The sequence below is a fragment of the Shewanella sp. SG44-6 genome, from assembly GCF_014164185.1.
GTDB lineage: Bacteria > Pseudomonadota > Gammaproteobacteria > Enterobacterales > Shewanellaceae > Shewanella > Shewanella vesiculosa.
The window spans coordinates 59,528-78,209 of the sequence record NZ_JACJER010000002.1 but is presented as its reverse complement, the minus strand read 5'-3'; the positions used below and the strand labels follow the sequence as shown (position 1 = coordinate 78,209).

Annotated in this window: 17 protein-coding genes; 11 read left to right on the top strand and 6 right to left on the bottom strand. The window is 41.8% G+C overall.

The annotated features are described in order from the left end of the window. Nucleotide 1: 1 nt before the first annotated feature. Nucleotides 2–481 (bottom strand): transcriptional regulator SlyA, encoded by a 480-nt coding sequence (slyA, locus tag H5185_RS00755; RefSeq protein ID WP_182722427.1) that lies wholly within the window; start codon nucleotides 479–481, stop codon nucleotides 2–4. Nucleotides 482–1,168: 687 nt separating this feature from the next. Here slyA and H5185_RS00750 point away from each other — a divergent pair. Then, nucleotides 1,169–2,083: a L,D-transpeptidase family protein gene (locus H5185_RS00750; RefSeq protein ID WP_124018098.1), complete on the top strand. Its 915-nt coding sequence runs from the start codon at nucleotides 1,169–1,171 to the stop codon at nucleotides 2,081–2,083. Nucleotides 2,084–2,192: 109 nt separating this feature from the next. On the opposite strand, the gene H5185_RS00745 is transcribed toward H5185_RS00750, so the two are convergent. Beyond that, entirely contained in the window at nucleotides 2,193–2,975 is a 783-nt protein-coding gene (locus H5185_RS00745; RefSeq protein WP_182741069.1) for a polymer-forming cytoskeletal protein, read from the bottom strand. Nucleotides 2,976–3,087: 112 nt separating this feature from the next. Here H5185_RS00745 and zapE point away from each other — a divergent pair, with 112 nt between their 5' ends. Continuing rightward, nucleotides 3,088–4,281 carry a cell division protein ZapE gene (zapE, locus tag H5185_RS00740; protein ID WP_182741068.1) on the top strand — a complete coding sequence of 398 codons (1,194 nt, stop codon included), beginning with the start codon at nucleotides 3,088–3,090 and terminating at the stop codon, nucleotides 4,279–4,281. Between the two features lie 47 nt (nucleotides 4,282–4,328). Here the strand turns inward: zapE and H5185_RS00735 are convergent, their stop codons facing one another. Beyond that, nucleotides 4,329–4,613, bottom strand: coding sequence for a DUF3081 domain-containing protein (locus tag H5185_RS00735; RefSeq protein WP_165870174.1), 285 nt, complete (start codon nucleotides 4,611–4,613; stop codon nucleotides 4,329–4,331). A 261-nt stretch (nucleotides 4,614–4,874) separates the two neighbouring features. On the opposite strand from H5185_RS00735, the gene H5185_RS23400 reads away from it, so the two are divergent. Further along, nucleotides 4,875–5,165 carry a hypothetical protein gene (locus H5185_RS23400; RefSeq protein ID WP_182741080.1) on the top strand — a complete coding sequence of 97 codons (291 nt, stop codon included), beginning with the start codon at nucleotides 4,875–4,877 and terminating at the stop codon, nucleotides 5,163–5,165. 206 nt (nucleotides 5,166–5,371) lie between these two features. Here the strand turns inward: H5185_RS23400 and H5185_RS00725 are convergent, their stop codons facing one another. Both H5185_RS00725 and glnE read right to left on the bottom strand, forming a co-directional pair. Continuing rightward, complete coding sequence (locus tag H5185_RS00725; protein WP_182741067.1) at nucleotides 5,372–6,355, bottom strand: sensor domain-containing diguanylate cyclase; 984 nt, start codon at nucleotides 6,353–6,355, stop codon at nucleotides 5,372–5,374. Between the two features lie 83 nt (nucleotides 6,356–6,438). Beyond that, a complete protein-coding gene (gene glnE, locus H5185_RS00720; protein WP_182741066.1) occupies nucleotides 6,439–9,288 on the bottom strand; it encodes a bifunctional [glutamate--ammonia ligase]-adenylyl-L-tyrosine phosphorylase/[glutamate--ammonia-ligase] adenylyltransferase in 2,850 nt (949 codons plus the stop codon). Nucleotides 9,289–9,451: 163 nt separating this feature from the next. Here glnE and H5185_RS00715 point away from each other — a divergent pair, with 163 nt between their 5' ends. The 8 genes from H5185_RS00715 to H5185_RS00680 all read left to right on the top strand — a co-directional run bounded on the left by H5185_RS00715 (nucleotide 9,452) and on the right by H5185_RS00680 (nucleotide 16,260). After that, complete coding sequence (locus tag H5185_RS00715) at nucleotides 9,452–10,414, top strand: hypothetical protein (RefSeq protein ID WP_124018100.1); 963 nt, start codon at nucleotides 9,452–9,454, stop codon at nucleotides 10,412–10,414. Between the two features lie 13 nt (nucleotides 10,415–10,427). Next, nucleotides 10,428–11,327 carry a DUF350 domain-containing protein gene (locus H5185_RS00710; protein WP_124018082.1) on the top strand — a complete coding sequence of 300 codons (900 nt, stop codon included), beginning with the start codon at nucleotides 10,428–10,430 and terminating at the stop codon, nucleotides 11,325–11,327. Nucleotides 11,328–11,330: 3 nt separating this feature from the next. Beyond that, a complete protein-coding gene (locus H5185_RS00705; protein WP_124018083.1) occupies nucleotides 11,331–13,091 on the top strand; it encodes a polyamine aminopropyltransferase in 1,761 nt (586 codons plus the stop codon). A gap of 79 nt (nucleotides 13,092–13,170) precedes the next feature. Next, nucleotides 13,171–13,584, top strand: a complete 414-nt coding sequence (locus H5185_RS00700) for a YjfI family protein (RefSeq protein WP_124018084.1) — start codon at nucleotides 13,171–13,173, stop codon at nucleotides 13,582–13,584. Between the two features lie 10 nt (nucleotides 13,585–13,594). Beyond that, complete coding sequence (locus H5185_RS00695) at nucleotides 13,595–14,284, top strand: PspA/IM30 family protein (RefSeq protein WP_124018085.1); 690 nt, start codon at nucleotides 13,595–13,597, stop codon at nucleotides 14,282–14,284. A 6-nt stretch (nucleotides 14,285–14,290) separates the two neighbouring features. Further along, entirely contained in the window at nucleotides 14,291–14,944 is a 654-nt protein-coding gene (locus tag H5185_RS00690; protein ID WP_182696683.1) for a hypothetical protein, read from the top strand. A gap of 23 nt (nucleotides 14,945–14,967) precedes the next feature. Next, a complete protein-coding gene (locus tag H5185_RS00685; protein WP_124018087.1) occupies nucleotides 14,968–15,303 on the top strand; it encodes a hypothetical protein in 336 nt (111 codons plus the stop codon). Between the two features lie 129 nt (nucleotides 15,304–15,432). Beyond that, the gene (locus tag H5185_RS00680) at nucleotides 15,433–16,260 is read left to right on the top strand and encodes an ion transporter (protein WP_182696684.1); all 828 of its coding nucleotides are present in this window, start codon (nucleotides 15,433–15,435) and stop codon (nucleotides 16,258–16,260) included. 120 nt (nucleotides 16,261–16,380) lie between these two features. Here the strand turns inward: H5185_RS00680 and mrcB are convergent, their stop codons facing one another. Then, nucleotides 16,381–18,681, bottom strand: coding sequence for a penicillin-binding protein 1B (gene mrcB / locus H5185_RS00675; RefSeq protein WP_182696685.1), 2,301 nt, complete (start codon nucleotides 18,679–18,681; stop codon nucleotides 16,381–16,383). Nucleotide 18,682: the final 1 nt, after the last annotated feature.

Genomic DNA, 18,682 nt, shown 5'->3' with positions numbered 1-18,682 from the left:
GTTACTTCTCACTAAAAGGGTCATCAGACTGATTAAGCTTAGCCATAGCATTAGCACTAATCAGACTGATCACACGTTCAAATTCATTTAATTCTTGATGACTAATGCCATTGAGTAATTCAGCACGGATTTGCATAATCCGTGTTTCTATTTGCTTCAGAATGTCGGTTCCCTGAGGGGTCAAACTGACAATTCGTGCTCGCTTATCAGTATCGCAACAACGCCTTTTAACATATCCATGTTCTTCTAATTGCCCCAAAGTGCGCATTAATGATGGCAATTCTATTTCTAACGCATCGGCGAGTACTTTTTGACTGACATTATCGCCCAAGCGTAATAGCTTCCACAGCGCGGTCCAGCGAGGATGAGTTAAGCCTAAAGGAATTAATTCAACATCTGCGACAGTGCGCCATAATCGATGTAACCGACCGAGTTGCTCAGCAAGATGTAGCTCTTTTAATCGCTCTAATTCTGTAGAAATCATATTAAGGCACCACTTAGTTAGCATGCTAAGCATTATAACTGGTTAGCATGCTAACTAAAAGTGCAACAATCTATTTTGATGAGGAATAAGCAGAGTAAAAAAATAACCAATTGATATATAAAATTAAAAATAAACATTAATTTAAATAAATGTTCACTAGTATCTGGTTTTACTGTCGTCTTGTACGTACTTTGGGGATTCATCGAGGACATCTTTTACTGCAATTTTCCTCGGTAAATACTCAGATAGCTATATAGGCAAAAATCCAAATACATATTTTTAGATGCGATAGGAGCGTAACCCAGCATCGTCAATTAAAGAGGCTAAAAGTGTGCATCATCGCTTACGGTGTTAAGGCCGATTGCATAAAATACCCATAAGCTTAAGTCTTATAAATAATCCATTTCAAGAGTCATTCTTCCACAAAATAGACACTCAAATAGGTTATAAGTTAGCGCTAAAAGAACATCAGTTGCCAATCGCTCCAGACAACTTACATCAGCTTACTAAACGTTTAGGATTTAAATAACGAAACAGGAAAAAATCAGTTGAAATATTAAGCGTAATAAGTGAGGATGCGCGCTATTAATATGTACTAATGACCAGTACAAAATAGTCAAACTTGGTAAGATATTGTAGTCTGACTGGTATAACGTCTGTTTTTGGAATGATATAACGCTTATGATGAATTCGTTACGCACTACTTTAATTGCAGCAACGGCTATGGTACTCAGTTTTTCGAGTGCTGCCGTTGAATATCGTCTACCTGCTAAAGGCAGCAATTTAGTCGGTGAAAATCAATACTATGTTGTTCCTGAGGGCAAGTTAACCCTAGAACAAATCGCCTCAAAATTTCAGCTCGGATTAACTAACTTATTAGAAGCAAACCCTGGCGTGGATCCTTTTTTACCCAAAGCCGGTAGCACTTTATTAATCCCACATCAACTAATTTTGCCGAACACTAAACGTGAAGGCGTAGTAATAAACAGCGCTGAAATGCGTTTATATTATTTCCCAAAAGGAAAAGATATTGTTGAAGTATTGCCTATTGGTATTGGCCAAATTGGTAAAGACACTCCAGAAAAGTGGGTAACAACCATTCAACGTAAACGCGCAAACCCAACGTGGACACCAACTGCTAATATTCGTAAATCTTACGAAGCAAAAGGAGTGACATTACCAGCAGTATGGCCTGCAGGCGCTGATAATCCAATGGGTTTGTTCGCACTGTATGTGGGTAACTTATATGCAATCCATGGCACTAACGCCACCTTTGGTATTGGTTTACGCGTCAGTTCTGGTTGTGTTCGTTTACGCGATGAAGATATTGAACATTTATTTAATACCGTGCCAGTAGGTACTCGTGTTGAATTTATTAACCAACCCATTAAAGCGACTGAAGAACCTGATGGTAATCGTTATTTAGAAGTTCATCAGCCGCTATCACGCACTCAAGCTGAGTTTGATTCGACTGAGCCGGTAGCATTATCATTTGATAAAGAAACCACTCGCTTTGTTGCTCACCCACAAACTGACTCATTTATATTAAAGCGATTGCTAGAGCAACGTACAGGTATGCCAACTCGCATTAATCCATAAGTAATATCGAAATATTTGGCTGTATCAAAACAGCATAAAATGGTTTTATTACTCCACTAAACACTGTGGTTAATAAAACCATTTTTTTATGGGTTTAATAAAAAGATGCTTACTTATCTGGCGAGCCAAACGCTGGCTCGATTTGTTCGACATCGTCACTCGCTGTTTGGCTATCCCCCATAGCCTCACTGGTTTTAGCGAGTTCATGTAAATCTTCCATCGCCACATTAATATCACTTTGACCAGCCCCTATCAATGCTTCAGCTTGATCGACAAATGAAGTCTGTTGATCTATATCTTGAAATAAGACCTCAGCATCTTCTGCTGTTGCAGTTGATTGTGAGTATTGCTCTGCGCTGGCTTGATTGTTGTCAGATGACAATATTTGACCACGATTCAATGCCGAGCTAATGGTTGGTTGTAATATTGTGCCGGCAATAATCAAAATAGTCGCAACTGCGGCATAAGTGAATTTACGCCCTGAAAAAACCGAATGAGTAACACTAGCCTGCTGCGCCTGTTGATGTGATGATTGCTCAGCTTCAGCTTGTGGTAACTGCGATGCATCAGGACCTTTAGTGCGCATACCGATGAATTGACCGCCATCATAAATTTCCATCTGATGACTCGACACTTCACCTTCTACAATACCCGAGCTGACAATAATTAACTTATTGCAATGTAACTTGCCTTTAAATAATCCTGACACGCGCATCTCTTGGCAAAAAACGTCACCCTCAATCACGCCTCCCAGCTCAATTTTGATTTGATCAGTAGAGTTAATAGTACCTTTAGTGTGGCCAGCAACCATTGCAGGACCTTGAATACGTACATTACCTTCTAATGTCATATCCGCACCAATGTAGGTCATCCCCTTATTTTTATGATTCATGTCTGGGTCCTTGTTAGGATTAATACTCAGGGTTCACGCTCAGAGTTAATAGATTGTTATTTTTGTCACAAGAGCTTAAAGGAAATACGCACCATAATAAAGGCAACAGTTAATGGTATACTACTCAGCTCAACAATTTAGCTTAAGTGTTATGTCGCCATTACAAGCCTATCAGCAGCGCATTAAACAAAACATGCTTGATGATCCTGCGCAACAGCAAGCAGTACTCGCCTTAGATTCGCTCTATCAGCAATGTCTATCGATTAACAAAAAAAACCGCGGTTTATATTTGTGGGGAGATGTTGGTCGTGGGAAAACCTTTCTGATGGATCTGTTTTATCAAAGTTTGTCTGAGCAGTACCTATATAGCCCGCAGTCTGAAGTAAATAAAACCGTATTACGTCTTCATTTTCATCGTTTTATGGCTATGCTCCATCAGCAATTAAATCAAACATCGGGGATCCGCGATCCATTAGCTCATATTGCTAAGCAAATTGCAGCCAAATATTCTGTCATTTGCTTCGATGAATTTTTTGTATCTGATATCGGTGATGCCATTTTACTTGGGCGATTATTTGAGACATTATTTCAGTCAGAAGTGACCTTAGTTGCAACGTCAAATGTGCCGATTGTTGACTTGTATAAAAACGGATTACAGCGCGATCGTTTTTTACCCACTATTGATCTGCTTCTACAATATACCGAATCAATCCATTTAAATGGTCAAATTGATCATCGTTTACACGCTAACGCCAACATATTAACGACTACACCACCTTGGCTAAAACAGCCATCATCAATGGCGCCCAAGGTTGTTTTTCAACAATTATGTCAACAATACCCACAACCTCATGCGAGTCTCAAAAACCTGCCACACTCAATTGAGGTATGCCATAGAGACATTGCCATTATGGCTATACACGGCCAGCTTGCTTGGTTTACCTTTTCAGCCTTGTGCCAAGGCCCACGATCAGCATTAGATTATATTGAACTCGCGGGACAATTTAGCCATATCTTACTCAGCGATGTACCGATATTAGGCGGAGAACTACGAAGCTGGATTCGAGCACGTGGCACCGAAGATGGTTCACTAGCAACCATCACAGGCGAGCGACAACTGTCCTATGCCAGTGAGGATGATCCAACCAGACGCTTTATTAGTTTAGTTGATGAACTATACGATCAAAAAGTGATGTTAATCCTCAATAGCAGGTTTAGCTTGGAAGATTTATACATTGATGGGGCATTACAATTTGAATTTAGACGCACTTACAGTCGCCTAATCGAAATGCAACAATGGGCGTAAAGTATGTGATGCAAGGTTATGAGTGCTTAATAACCCTAATGCTTTACTCAAGATGCTTGGAAATTTTCAACGTCATTAAATCGACGTAAAAAATTATCGAGCGCATCATTGGTAGGATATTCGAACTGATACTTATTGTGAAAAAACACCGTTAAACTAACTTGAGCATCAGACAAGGTAATGGTGTAGCCATCGTGATCCGTTTGGGCACTAATACCACACAACCAATAATCATGGCCACTAAGACCATCTTCAAGCGCACGTTTTTCGCCATATTGAGTGACTTTGTTAAACACTTTTAACGCACGATGAATATCAATTTCATTTTTCATTACAGGCTCTACCATTAATATTGCTATGTTCTTATTAACGATACTATACGCTAGCAATACTTAATAGATCAGTACTTCACAGATCTGCTATTAATAACTATAACAGCCTAGATTTATTCAATATTACTGCGCCATTTTGATTTAAAATATTTCACTTTGTTATGACTACAAGGCAGCATCACCATAGTTTATAACAGATAGAAGCGATAACATGCTTAGTACTATGATGGCTTTTTTGTCCTCGGCTTAAGTGCAGAATTAATCAAGTCAGATTTAAAAGTCCCTAAGGCGACCTGCGAAACCTTATCCACTTTGTTAATGCCCATACTAGGAATAGCAGAGGGCATGACAAGGCAAAAAAGTCATTTAGCGATCACTAAATGCCGTCTGTTATTGTGCTTGGATTTATTATTCTTCTGCGTGTGTATTCAATGCTACGCCAACTTATCAAATTGCCGCAAAAAGAAGCCGTTAAGGCGGCAATACCCTATGCCAATATTGGCTTGGCTATGCTGGTATCGCTTGAGACAGCACTTGCAAATAAAGCATTGATTTTAAATGAAATTAGTTCATTGTCGTTCACTGGATATTAGGCTAAGCCATCAATAGAGGTAATCTGCTGAGTGTAGATAAATTAATAATTGAGTAAGTTGAAATGAAAAATAATAGTAGTGACAGGACATCATCTTTTACTAAGATTAAGCACAAGGGTATATCCATTATCGGCGAGTAATTCAGCATCATTCATGAGTAACAGTCTATTTAATTACCGTTTCGTTTTTCTGGTGATGTTTTGCTTTGTCAACAAACATGGCTTTATCGACTGTCACCAAATATTCATACAAGGATAATGCCTGATTTGCTTGTCGATGCACCACACCTTTGCTGTAAGTTAATTGGTAAGGTTTAGCATTGTGCTGGTTATGCTGCTCAACAGACTGCTGGAACCTGCGTAATACATCATTGACAATAGTTTCATCAGTTTGACTCAGCAATACCACAAATTCATCACCAGCAAATCGAGCAATAATATCTGAGCCACGAAAACTACTGACTAATAAACGGGCAAAGATTTTTAATGCATTATCTCCTTCTTCATGACCAAATGCGTCATTAATAGATTTAAAATCATTTAAATCTAAAAAAATCAAACAGGTGTTAAAGCCGAGCTTATCACTGCGGGCCATTGTTCTATGAGAAAGTAACTCAAAGCCGCGACGATTAAAAATACCCGTTAACGCATCCAAAGTATTTTGCTTAATCGATAACAGCTCATCTATAACAATATTGCCAAGATCTTCTAAAGTTGCTTCATCATCTTTAGAAAAGGACCTCGGCTTGTCATCAATAATACACAAGGTTCCGACTATCACGCCATTAGGCATAGTTAATGGATAACCGGCATAAAATCGAACATTAGGTGGCCCGAGTACCAGTGGGTTGTCGGCAAAACGCTGATCTTTTAGCGCATCAGGTACAATGAAAATGCCATGCTGATTAATGGCGTGACCACAAAAAGAAATATCACGTTGGGTTTCGCATACATCTAATCCTTGTGAGGATTTAAACCATTGACGATCGGCATCAATTAAACTTATCACGCTAATCGATACTGAAAATAAGCGTTTTGCTAGCCGAGTGACACGATCAAAGCGATCTTCAGCTGCGGTATCGAGCATGTTTAATCCTCGAAGCGTTTCGAGTCGAGTATGCTCATTTTCAGGTATCGGAGCCAGAAGCATTAAAAGTCCAACTTAATCAAATAACACCATTTCAATAAGACAGTTATAGAACTAAATATCGATCTTAACCACTTCATTTAGTATCAAATGTGTAAAATATTATTATAAATTTCAATGACGCTATCAGTTTTGGGTTGCACGCTTTGCTGCGGTAATTTACCGGGCAATTGCTGTAAGGTCAGTTCATGATTCTCATCACGCAGCCAACAGTAAGTTTGAGTTAAATGCTGAGCTTGCATTACCGGCAATAATTCCAACTCGGCTAACACTTCAAAAATGCGCACATTATCAGACCAAATAGTTAACTCGTGATATTGATGCGCATAGGCTAAGACTAAATACTGGGCTATAAATTCAATGTCCGCAATACCACCTGCGCTCTGTTTTAAATCAAATATTGTTGCTTCTGCTTGAAGTAAATGCTCGCGCATTTTTGTGCGCATATCCCTAACAGCTTTAGCCAACTCCACTTTATCGCGCTCAATTTGCAACACTTGCGCACGTAGTTCACTAAAACGACCCGCAAGTGAATAATCACCAAACACGAAACGAGCGCGCACTAAAGCTTGATGCTCCCAGGTCCAAGCCTCTTGCTGCAAATAAGCACCAAAATGCTCTATTTCACTAACTAATAAGCCTGATGCACCCGATGGGCGTAAACGCATATCAACTTCATATAATTCTCCAGATGTGGTGCGGGTAGCAAATAAATGCACCACACGCTGAGCAAGCTTTAGGTAAAAATGGCCATTATCAATAGATCGTTCGCCATCTGTACTGCCAGAACCGCTGTGACCGTGTAAGAAAACCAAATCTAAATCAGAACCATAACCCAGTTCAATACCACCAAGCTTACCGTACCCAATCACTGCAAACCCCATATTACTTGGGCTTGTTCCCTCAGGCGTGCCATGGCGAGACGCTACTTGATGCCAAGCTTGCAGCACGACTTGCTCAATAATTGCTTCGGCTAAAAAGGTTAAATGATCGCTGACCTGCATGACAGGTAAAACACCTGTGACATCGGCCGCAGCAATCTTGAGTTGTTGAGACAATTTAAACTGGCGCAGCGCTTCCATTTGCTGCTCCATGTCATCTTCTGGTACTCGTAATAAATATTGGCGTAATTCGCTCGGATAATCATCAATCGAAGTGATGTCATACAGTTGCGACGGGTCAATAAGCTCATCGAGCAACATAGGAAAATTAGCTAGCTCACGCGCAATCCAGGGGCTTGCACAACATAAACTGACTAATTGTTGTCTAGCACCCGGGTTTTCACATAAAAGCTCAAGGTAAGTAGTTCGAGTTAATATTTTATCTAGCACGTTGGCAACGGGCTTAAAAGCTTGACTCGGTTTCGCCTGATTAACCAATTCCTCGAGTAATTTAGGCATTAATTTGTCTAAGGTTTCACGCCCTCGAGGTCCGATAGAACGTTTTGACACCATTTGATGCCATTCACTTAATAACGGCCATAATTCGCTATCATCGATTTGTTGTTCTTGCAGCAAGGCATTAGCGTCTTCATCTTGCTGCACATTCCAAAATAATGATGTCCAATGATCATTCTGTTCGTGACTGTCAGTGCCACCGACCGTGGCATTAAAATGGCCGTGAATGGTAGCCATCGCAGTATTAATCTTTTGACGAAGTTCTGTTTCGTTTTCAATATCTAATGGATAACAGAGCCGCTGCCAATCAAGCTCATTGTTGGGCAGAGTTTGTGTTTGTTTATCATCTATAGCTTGTAATAAATTCTCCACCCGACGCAAAAGAATATAGCTATGTTTAAGCTCATCAACCGCTAAATATTCCAACTGCCCAAGGCTGTACAAGGTATCAATGGCACCAAATAAACTTTGTTGCCGCAATGCGGGTTCGCGGCCGCCACGGATCAACTGAAAACTTTGCACTACGAATTCGACCTCGCGGATCCCTCCCGCGCCCAACTTAATGTTATCTGTTAACTGGCGACGCCTGACTTCTTGAGCGATGAGTTGCTTCATTTTACGTAATGATTCAATCGCAGAAAAATCAATATAACGGCGATATACAAATGGGCGTAATAAATCATGTAGCTCGTCACAATAGCCAGACCAAGGTCCCAATACGCGAGCTTTAACCATGGCGTAGCGTTCCCAATCGCGACCTTGTTCTTGGTAATAATCTTCTAGACCACTGAAACTGACGACTAACGGACCACTTTCTCCGTAAGGCCGTAAACGCATATCAACACGAAATACAAATCCATCAACCGTCACTTGGTCGAGTAAATTTACCAAGCGTTGGCCCATTCGAATAAAGAATTGTTGATTGGCCTGAGTACGTCTTCCACCTACCGTGTCACCATGCTCTGGAAAGGTAAAAATTAAATCAATGTCAGATGAAAAATTAAGTTCACGGCCACCCAGTTTACCCATACCTAAAATCAATAAAGGTTGCGGCGTACCTTCGGCACTCATGGGGGTACCATATTGCTGACACATTTCTTGATATAACCAATCTCGTCCAGCAATAACCAATGCTTCGGCCAGTGCAGATAAGTCGAGTAGAGATTCTTCTACTGGAGTGTAATTTAAAAAATCACGCCATGCTAAACGCACCATTTGTAGATTACGATAACAACGTAAGGCTGACTTAACCTGCTCTTCTTGAGTTAACTCAACTAACAGCGAATGTAACTGAGCATCAAAATCACTGCGCACTACATCATCTAATAGGCCATCAAATAACTGCACAATCCATTCTGGATGACGACAAAGTTGCTCAGCAATATAATCACTCAAGCCAAATACGACTTTTAGCTCTTGCTGCTGCGAGGGGGGCAGTGCGGTTTTAGCCTCAGGCCAACTGTCGCAGAGTCTTAACCAGTAACGATCTGCGCTGTCTAACATAGCGGCAGATAATACCTTGTTACCTTGGTTTTGCATGGCAATAATGATCCCTAAAGAAAATGAACGTTGGACATATTATGTCGTGAATGGTATACCTATTGGTCAGTAAAATGATCAGATTAATATCATTGATACCCAGATTACTATAACCTGTGTCATATTGAATTAGCACATGAAAAATCTACATTTTGGAGAAAACATGGTAGGTCACCTCCCCCGTGTACTCATATTGATAACGGTATTGTTTGCCACGTTAGCCCTTAGCGGCTGCGGTGACGACCGACCGGAACAAATTGCTAAGTACCAGCAACTGACTCAACAACGTCTTGATCTGTTGGCCAGTTCACTCGACAACAATCAGCTGCGTAATGCGACGTTACTTAAACAATACACCAGTATTCTCGCTCAGCGCCAATCAGACTTAACACCTTTACTCGAAGAGTTGGCAAAAGATGCCGGCACTGAAGGTCCAATGTTTCAGTCATTAACGCGTCGTTATAAAGACTTAAACGATAGCGCTAACTTTATTGATTTAGACCAGCAACTGGCTGAAGCCCAAAATGTTTATCAAGCTGCAGACAGCAGTTTGTATAATGATATGCTGTCTGATCCAGTCAATGTTGTCGCTGATATGTCTAATGGCCAACTGGCCAGAGTCAATGCAATCAGCCGTGAAGCCGAAGCGCTCGCGAATGGAACCGACGTTGGTGGTGCAGGCAGCCAGCTAGTGGGTAATCCTGCTTATGGTAGCTGGCAAAACAATTCAAGTGGCACATCGATTTGGGCTTGGTATGGCATGTATGCGATGTTTTCTAACTTTACTCGTCCAACAAGTTACGACCGTTGGTCGGGTAACCGTGGTTACAGTTATTATAATGATGTAGGACGTTACCGTTATACCTCACCAAAACAAGCCACTTCGCAAGCAAAAACCTTTGAACAAACCAAGAAACGTTTTGACAGCCAGGGGAAGCGATTTGACAGCCCTTATGCAAAAACTCGAACAGGTTCTACAAGCTTGTCGCGTCAAAGTGCTAGCGCACCTAAAGCCAGTAGTACCACTCAGAGCGCGAGTAGAAAATTTCGTTCGAGCTATTCAAAAGACAGCAGTTTCCGTAACTCAAGCAGCCGCACTAGTCGCGGTGTTAGCCGTGGAAAATAGGTAAGGACTCACCATGACATTTTTTCAAGAATATGGCTTAACTCAACATTTGGCGATTATCTTAGCCATTGATTTAACCATCGCTATCGTTTTACTGACGCTAATGCGTTACTTGCAAGGCTGGAGTGTTAAAGTTAACAGCAGTGCCGAGCTAGCAGAACGTGACAATTTCGCCTTTGGTATTAGTACAGCAGGTGCAATCGCAGCATTAGGCATTGTGCTTACCGGCGCCATAACTGGCGAGGCAGCACCGTCTTATTTAACCGAAGCGATTGGCATGTCGGCTTACGGATTATTTGGTTTAGTACTGATTAAATTGGGCCGTTTTTTACACGACAAAATCGCCTTAAATGAATTTGCGAAAAACGCTGAAATTCTCAAAGGTAATGTCTCTGTGGCTGTGGTTGATGCTGCGGCGGCTATTGCCACTGCCATTATTATCCGCGCAGTATTAATGTGGGCAGAAGATATTACCATCGATACCTTTATCGCTATTTTCAGCGCCTTCTTAATCTCCCAATTAATGTTAGTTATTCTCACCAGACTGCGCGAAAAACGTTACGCTCAACGTAATCAAGGTGCGTCAATGCAACAAGCCTTAACCCAAGGTCAAACGGCATTAGCATTGCGTCATAGCGGTTACATGATTGCCATGGCGTTAAGCTTTAACGCCGCAAGCCATTTCATTGCATACAATCCAACGGCTCACGTCAGTAACATTATTGGTTGGTGCGTATTTTCACTGATTATGTTGGTGGTATTATCGCTATTGATAACCGTGGTAAAAAAACTGGTATTGGCCGGTATTAATCTTGCCGAGGAAGTCGAAAAACAACAAAACATCGGTATCGCAGCCGTTGAAATGGCGATTAGTATTGCCGTGGCTCTTATTCTTACGGCGTTAATGGCTTAATTTATGACAACACCTTTGCTCGATGAACTTCCCGCTAACACTACATCAGGGGGCTCACAGCAAAGTTCCCCTCCATCCCGTCAAGTATCGTGGTTTGATGATGCCTTATTACTCGGCATCATGGCCTCGTTGGCGGGATGTGGTCTCATTTATGAATATCTATTATCTCACTATGCGGGCCGAATTCTTGGCGCACTAGAAGCAGCTATTTACACCATGATAGGCTTGATGATTGTGTCTATGGGTGTGGGAGCCTTTGCTGCACGGAAAATTAAATGCGCTTTCACTGGCTTTGCTATGCTCGAATTAACTGTAGCACTGTGTGGCTCATTTGCGATTATCGTTACCGCGGCCGTAATTGGCTTTGGTCAACAACTGCCATTAACCATCGCCAATACTTTAGGGCTGCCGCCGGATCACCTACCTAATGGTGGCTTTATTGCAAGTTTGCAAACCCTTAGCGCATACCTACCCTATGTTTGGGGCGTACTGCTTGGGTTAATGATTGGCATGGAAATACCGCTGATTGCCCGCGTTCGGCAATCTTTGTCTGAAGCACACTTACTGCATAATGCCGGCACCATATATGGTGCCGATTACATTGGTGCAGGCATAGGTGCCGCTATTTGGGTCGGCTTTATGTTGGCCATCGATATTCAACTGGCTGCAGCACTCACCGCCAGTGTTAACCTCATCGCAGGGCTAATCTTTATTTGGCGTTTCTGGTCAAAAATCAATCATGTTAAATTACTGCTCATAGGCCATATTATTGCCAGTGTGGTGATTGGTTTATTGGCCGTTAAAGGCCCTAGCTGGGAACAGCATTTTAATAACCTGTTATATAAAGATCATGTGGTGTATGCCAAAGCAACGCGCTTCCAGCAACTCAATTTTACTGAGCGTCTGCGCGGAGGTGGTTTACCGCCAGTTTATAATTTATACATCAATGGCCGTTTGCAATTTTCGAGCAGCGACGAACACATCTATCACAGCTTTTTAGTTCACCCAACATTAGCAGCCAGCGCACGGCACGATAATGTGTTAATTATTGGCGGTGGTGATGGCCTAGGGTTAAAACAAGTACTCAAATGGCAACCTAAAGCCGTTACTTTAATGGATTTGGATAAAGACCTATTAGCCTTATTTAAATCGCCACCAGCAGATATGCCCAAACGCTTAAGCGATGCATTATTAGCATTAAATGGCGATGCGTTAAACGATCCACGCTTAACCTTAATGGTCGATGATGCGTTTAACGGGGTTGATAAGCTGATCCAAAAAGGTCAAATATTTGATGCCATCATTGTCGATTTGCCTGACCCAAGCCACCCAGACTTAAATAAATTGTATTCAGATTTATTTTATCGCAAGCTCAATGAATTACTCAGTGCAGATGGCGTGATCACTGTGCAGTCAACGTCACCTTATCATGCGCCAAAAGCGTTTATATCGGTGGGGAAAACCCTTACTGCAGCAGGATTTAATGTAAAACAGTATCATCATAATGTGCCGAGCTTTGGGGAATGGGGTTGGAGTATCGGCAGTAAGATGGGCAAAAATCCACAGCAGCGATTAGCCGCCATCGATAATATTCCGGTGCCAGAAGAATGGCTTACTCCTGGGCTTATCCATGGTTCATTTGAATTCCCTAAGCATTTTTATGCCGATATAGACAAGATCAAAGTGAACGAAATTGGTTCATTGCAGCTGTATTACTACCATTTAGCAGCTTGGTCAGAAAATGAAGTAATTAATCTTTTTTAATTGGACCAGATAGCGCTTGACATATTATGTCTAGATGCTATCTTTACTCACAGACATAATATGTCAATTAAGGACGAATATGAACATCCATACTATTGCAAGTCACCTAAACGGACTGTGCGATCATAGCAAAACCGGTTTTCAATTTGATTGTTATCCGATTGACGGTGATGTTGAAGTGTTACAAGTCAATATTGTCGGCCGCGAAGAAATTCCGGTGTTTGTATCAGTAACTGATAACCAAATATTGTGCATCAGTTACTTGTGGGGCGAAAACGAAGTAAATCAAGCTCGTCGGTCTGAAATGTTTGAGACCATGTTAGAACTGAACATTCCAATGCCATTATCATCGTTTGCTAAAATTGATGATAAATATGTGGTTTACGGAGCTTTATCTGTGCTTTCAAGCATGGAAGAGATTGAACAAGAATTAGCAGTACTCTCAGACAACTGTCTGGAAGTCATCGACGAACTCGTCGAATTTTTAAACTAAGGAGCCAATTATGGGCATTCTAAACAAGATTCTTACAGCGTTTCGTGGTGGTGCAACAGAAGTTGGCCAAAATATCGTTGACGCAAACTCAACTCGTATTTTTGAACAAGAAATTCGAGATGCAGAAAAACATTTAACTCGCGCTAAACGTGAATTAACCGACGTGATGGCCAAAGAAATGCAAGCTAGCCGCGAAATTGATCGCTTAAAGCGCAGCGTTGCTGAACACGAAGGTTATGTCACCCAGGCGCTAGAAAAAGGCAATGAAGCATTAGCGATTGAAATTGCAGAAAAGATTGCTCAATTAGACGAAGAGTTAGCCGAGCAACAAACTGCCAATGACAGCTTTAGTTCGCATGCAGTGCGTTTAAAAGACTTAGTTAAAAAGACCGAGCGTCAGTTAAATGATTATCAACGTCAATTAACCATGGTCAAAACAACTGAAAGTGTACAAAAAGCGACTGCGACTATCACTGACTCATTTGCTTCAAGCAACTCAAAACTGCTTAATGCTAAAGATTCACTTGAGCGCATCAAAGCACGTCAGCAGCAATTTGATGACCGCTTAAAAGCGTCTGAAACCTTAGCTGAAGAAAATAGCGATAAGTCATTACACGCAAAACTAGCAGAAGCTGGTATTGGTGAGCAAAAGTCGAATGCTAATGCAGTGTTAGATCGCATCAAAGCACGTAAAGGCTAAGCGATTATGGGATTTCTTAGCGGCCTATTCGGCAAAAAAGAAGCCCCGAAGCGTCAGCTTGACCACCCTAATAAACTGCTCAAGGGTGATATGATCACCTTTGATGACAGTTTTGCTTTGCCCACGCAATTGCGTGGGCAACAGCTTAAGGTTGAGGCTATTCATACTTATGAATACCAGCGCTCGCAGCTTTGTGAATTCTTATTGCGTGGCCATAGCGGCACGGCAATTTACCTATCCTATATTCAAGAAGACGAATCTTACTTAAGTATTTCAATCAAAATAAATCGTGACCTGGTTGAACAATTGTTTGACCTTGATGCATTTGCAGAAATATTTGAAGAACCAGGTAAAGCAACACTCACTCTGCAAACTCTGAATGACGAATTAGCGACCGAGCTAGATAAATGGCTCAGTGATGAATATCATCAAGCCGAATTTGCTAGTTTTGGCTACTTCCATCGTCAAGATTATCGAGATTTAAAGCCGCCTCAAAATGACGATGATGCCCGCGGTGAAGGTTTTGAAGGCTACAGCTTAGTCAACTCTGCTGACTCTCATGCGGTAGATATTGAAGTTTACGAAAGTGGCGACACTGAAGTGATGTTGACATTATATCGACCACTGACAGATATTAGAGAATACTGGCCAGCAAGCTGATACAGGTAGGAGACGATTTTCTAATGAGTTCAGGCAAACCGTTACCAGAGAAATGGCTTAAAAACCAACAAGCGGCGAAAGCGACTCAAGTGGCTTTTGATCTGGATGAGAAGTTTCAATACTCGATCCGCAAAGCGGCCTTAGACAAAGGCGTGAGTCCATCAGACCAAATTCGGACGATACTAGGATTATCGGTATCTAAACGACCTAAACGTCCGCGTTTAACCGTGTCATTAGATGCTGCTGACTATGTTATTTTAGCGCAGAAATACGGTTTAGACAGTGAGTCACAACTGGAAATTAAAAAGCGTGTGTTAGATGACTTAGTCCACTTCGTTGATAATAAATCAGCAAAATAAACACGGTTTTATGCTAATTATGCCAACTAAAAAAACGCACTAGGCCCCTGCCTTGTGCGTTTTTTGTTATGATAAAGCTAATCAATTCACTAGGCCTAACGGCTAACGAATGTAAACGGATTTAACGACATGCTCGAATCTAAAAGTTGGTCAATTAAAAACGTCGATGGTCCGAGTCCATTCGAACTCGCGATGATGGTGTTATCATTAATTTCAGTGGTTATTGTATTGACCATGACTTTCGGCAAGTTAGGCGCTGAAACGAACAAAGTATTACTCTATATCGACACGACCATATGTGTCATTTTCATGACCAAATTTTTCTATGGTTTAGTCAAAGCGCGCAACAAAGCCTTTTACATCCGCCATCATTGGATTGACTTTATTGCCAGTATTCCGGCTATTGAAGCACTGCGTTTTGCACGTATATTCCAAATATTAAGAGTCATTCGGTTAATCCGCATGAGTCGCTCATTACTCATCCCATTATTGCGTCAACGTAAACAAACGACTCTGGCCAGCTTATTGGTCGCTATGGTGTTAATTTTAGCGGCTGCATCAGTACTTATTTTATTAGTGGAAAGCGCTGAGCCTAACGCCAACATCCAAACTGCAGAACAAGCCATTTGGTGGGCTTTAGTGACCATATCAACAGTCGGTTATGGGGATTTTTACCCTGTCACTACAATTGGTCATGTTATTGGTGGGCTAGTGATTATCAGCGGGGTTAGCTTTTTTGGGGTGATATCGGGTTACATGGCTTCTGTTTTCGTCGCTCCTGATGAGCAAGAACGTACCGAGGCACAAGAAGCCCAAACGGCACATAAAGAACACATTAACAATCAGCTAAATCTGGCGCTGGAGCAAATGCAGCTAAACCAGCAGAAAATGGAACAAAACCAACAACACATGCTCGATGAAATCAAAAAGTTAAGGCAACAGCTAGATAAACATTAGCCATTATTAAACCAACGTTGAATCCAATAAAAAGCCCAAGGTTATTTAACCTTGGGCTTTTTATATTCAGATGTCTTGCCCTGAAATAGGCTTATACTTTAAGACGAGTTAGCAGATCAATTATTGCCCCACCAGCTTCTGCCACCACGAGAGTGACTCGCCACAATTAGCCACTGGGTGAAAGCTTGATTCTAAAGCCGGTAAGCCAACAATATTGTCACAATTACCTTGTTTAGCCGCGCCAGTTGTTCGATCAAAATAACCGTTTATTACGCCATTAACAGGCATCATACGCAAACTAAGCGGCGGACGTTCATTTAGAAAAGCTTGATACACAGCCATTGCACCACTACTGCCGTATAAACCAGTTTTACTGTTATCGTCTTGACCAACCCAAATAGCTGCCACATTACGTTCATCAAAACCGGCAAACCATGAGTCGCGACTGTCGTTACTGGTCCCCGTTTTACCCGCTAGACGTACGCCAGGGAATGCAGCACCTAAGCGCTTAGCGGTTCCAGAACGCACCACTTGATTCATTGCATATTGGACTAAATAATCGGTAGCAGGATCAATCGCCATCGACGATGGCACACGGCTAACATCTAATGCTTGGTTTTGACTGTCGAGCACAGCAGTAATCGATGATAACTTACGATAACGTCCTTCATCTGCAAGGGTTTGATAAACTTGAGCCACCATTAATGGTGAACCATTTACAGCACCAAGTAACATGGATGGATAAGGAGAAATATCATCATCCCAACCTGAACTTTTTAACGTAGCAGCAACCTTGTCTACTCCAACAGCCAAACCAACATTTACCGTTGGAACGTTCATTGAATCTTTAAATGCACTTAATAAAGGCACTTGACCGCTGAACTTTTTATCGACATTTTTAGGCGACCAAGTTTTACCTTGCTCATTTTGAAGCGTAATAGGTTTATCTTCAATTGGGGTCGCTAAGGTAAACTTATCCGCTTGGCGCAATGCGCTAGCATACACGAATGGCTTAATTAACGATCCGATTGGACGTCTAATTTCTACCGCACGATTGAAGCCTTCATAACTGGGTTGCTTATCGCCCACCATGGCAGCAATACCACCGGTGTATTTATCGGTAACCACCATACCGACTTGAATATTTTTAGCCCGTTTATCCAGTGATGCCATGGTAGATAACACGGCTTTTTCAGCTGCTTCTTGGGCCATAGGATCAAGCGTGGTATAGACTTTAACACCCGATTGCTTGAGTAATGAGTCGCCATAACGGTCGCGTAACTCTTGTTTTACCACGGCAAAAAATGCCGGTAATTTTTGATGTACCGATTTTGTCGCACTACGAAGACCAATAGGCGACTCTACAGCTGCTTTATATTGAGCAACGGTTAATTTATCGTTTTCCATCAATAAACGTAATACTAGATCACGTCGCTCTTGGGCTCGCTCAGCATAACGCCAAGGATTGTAATAAGAAGGCCCCTTAATGACCGCAACTAAAAAGGCTTGTTGCGACACGGTCAGCTCAGCAATGGGGCGACCAAAGTAAAACTGTGATGCTAGCCCCATACCATGCACACCACGGGCTTTATCTTGGCCCATGTACACTTCATTGAGATAAGCCTCTAAAATTTCATCTTTGCTATATCGAAAATCAATGATCAGCGCCATAAGGGCTTCACGTACTTTACGCACAATTGAACGTTCACTGCTTAAAAAGAAATTTTTGGCTAACTGTTGAGTTAAGGTTGAACCACCTTGAACGGTACGACCCGCGGTGATATTGACAACTGCAGCTCTTGCAATGGCCAATGGGTTTACCCCGAAGTGATCATAAAAGCTGCGGTCTTCTACTAAAATAAGCGCATCGATGATCATCGAAGGCATTTCAGGCGCGCGCACAAATAAGCGATCTTCGCCATCGCCGGCAATAATACGGTCAAGTAAAACTGGTTCTAAATGAAATACGGCTAATTCACGTTTATCAGACATGCGCTTAACCGAGCTCACGCCCTGAGAGTCAAAGCTAATCATCACTTTTTGTGCGACTTGGTTACCTTCTGGGTGCAAAAACGGCCGACGCCATAATTCAATGCGGGTGCTGGATGCTGAAAACTCGCCAACTTGACGTGGGTTAGCCACTTTACGATAACCCAATAGTTTTAATTCAGCCATTAGCTGAGGATGGCTTATCGCAGCTCCCGGGTATAGCGCCATTGAACGGCTAAAAACTTGCGCAGGTAAATGCCACTTTTGGCCTTCAAATTTTTGCGCAATAATTTGGTCTAAATAAATAGCATAAAAGCTTACAACGGCAATACCAACTATGGATAATTTCCATGTGAGTGACCACAGCTTTCGCCACCAAGAGGGTCCTGTCTTTTTTGTGGTTACCGAAGACTTTTTGGTTTTTTTAGTCATA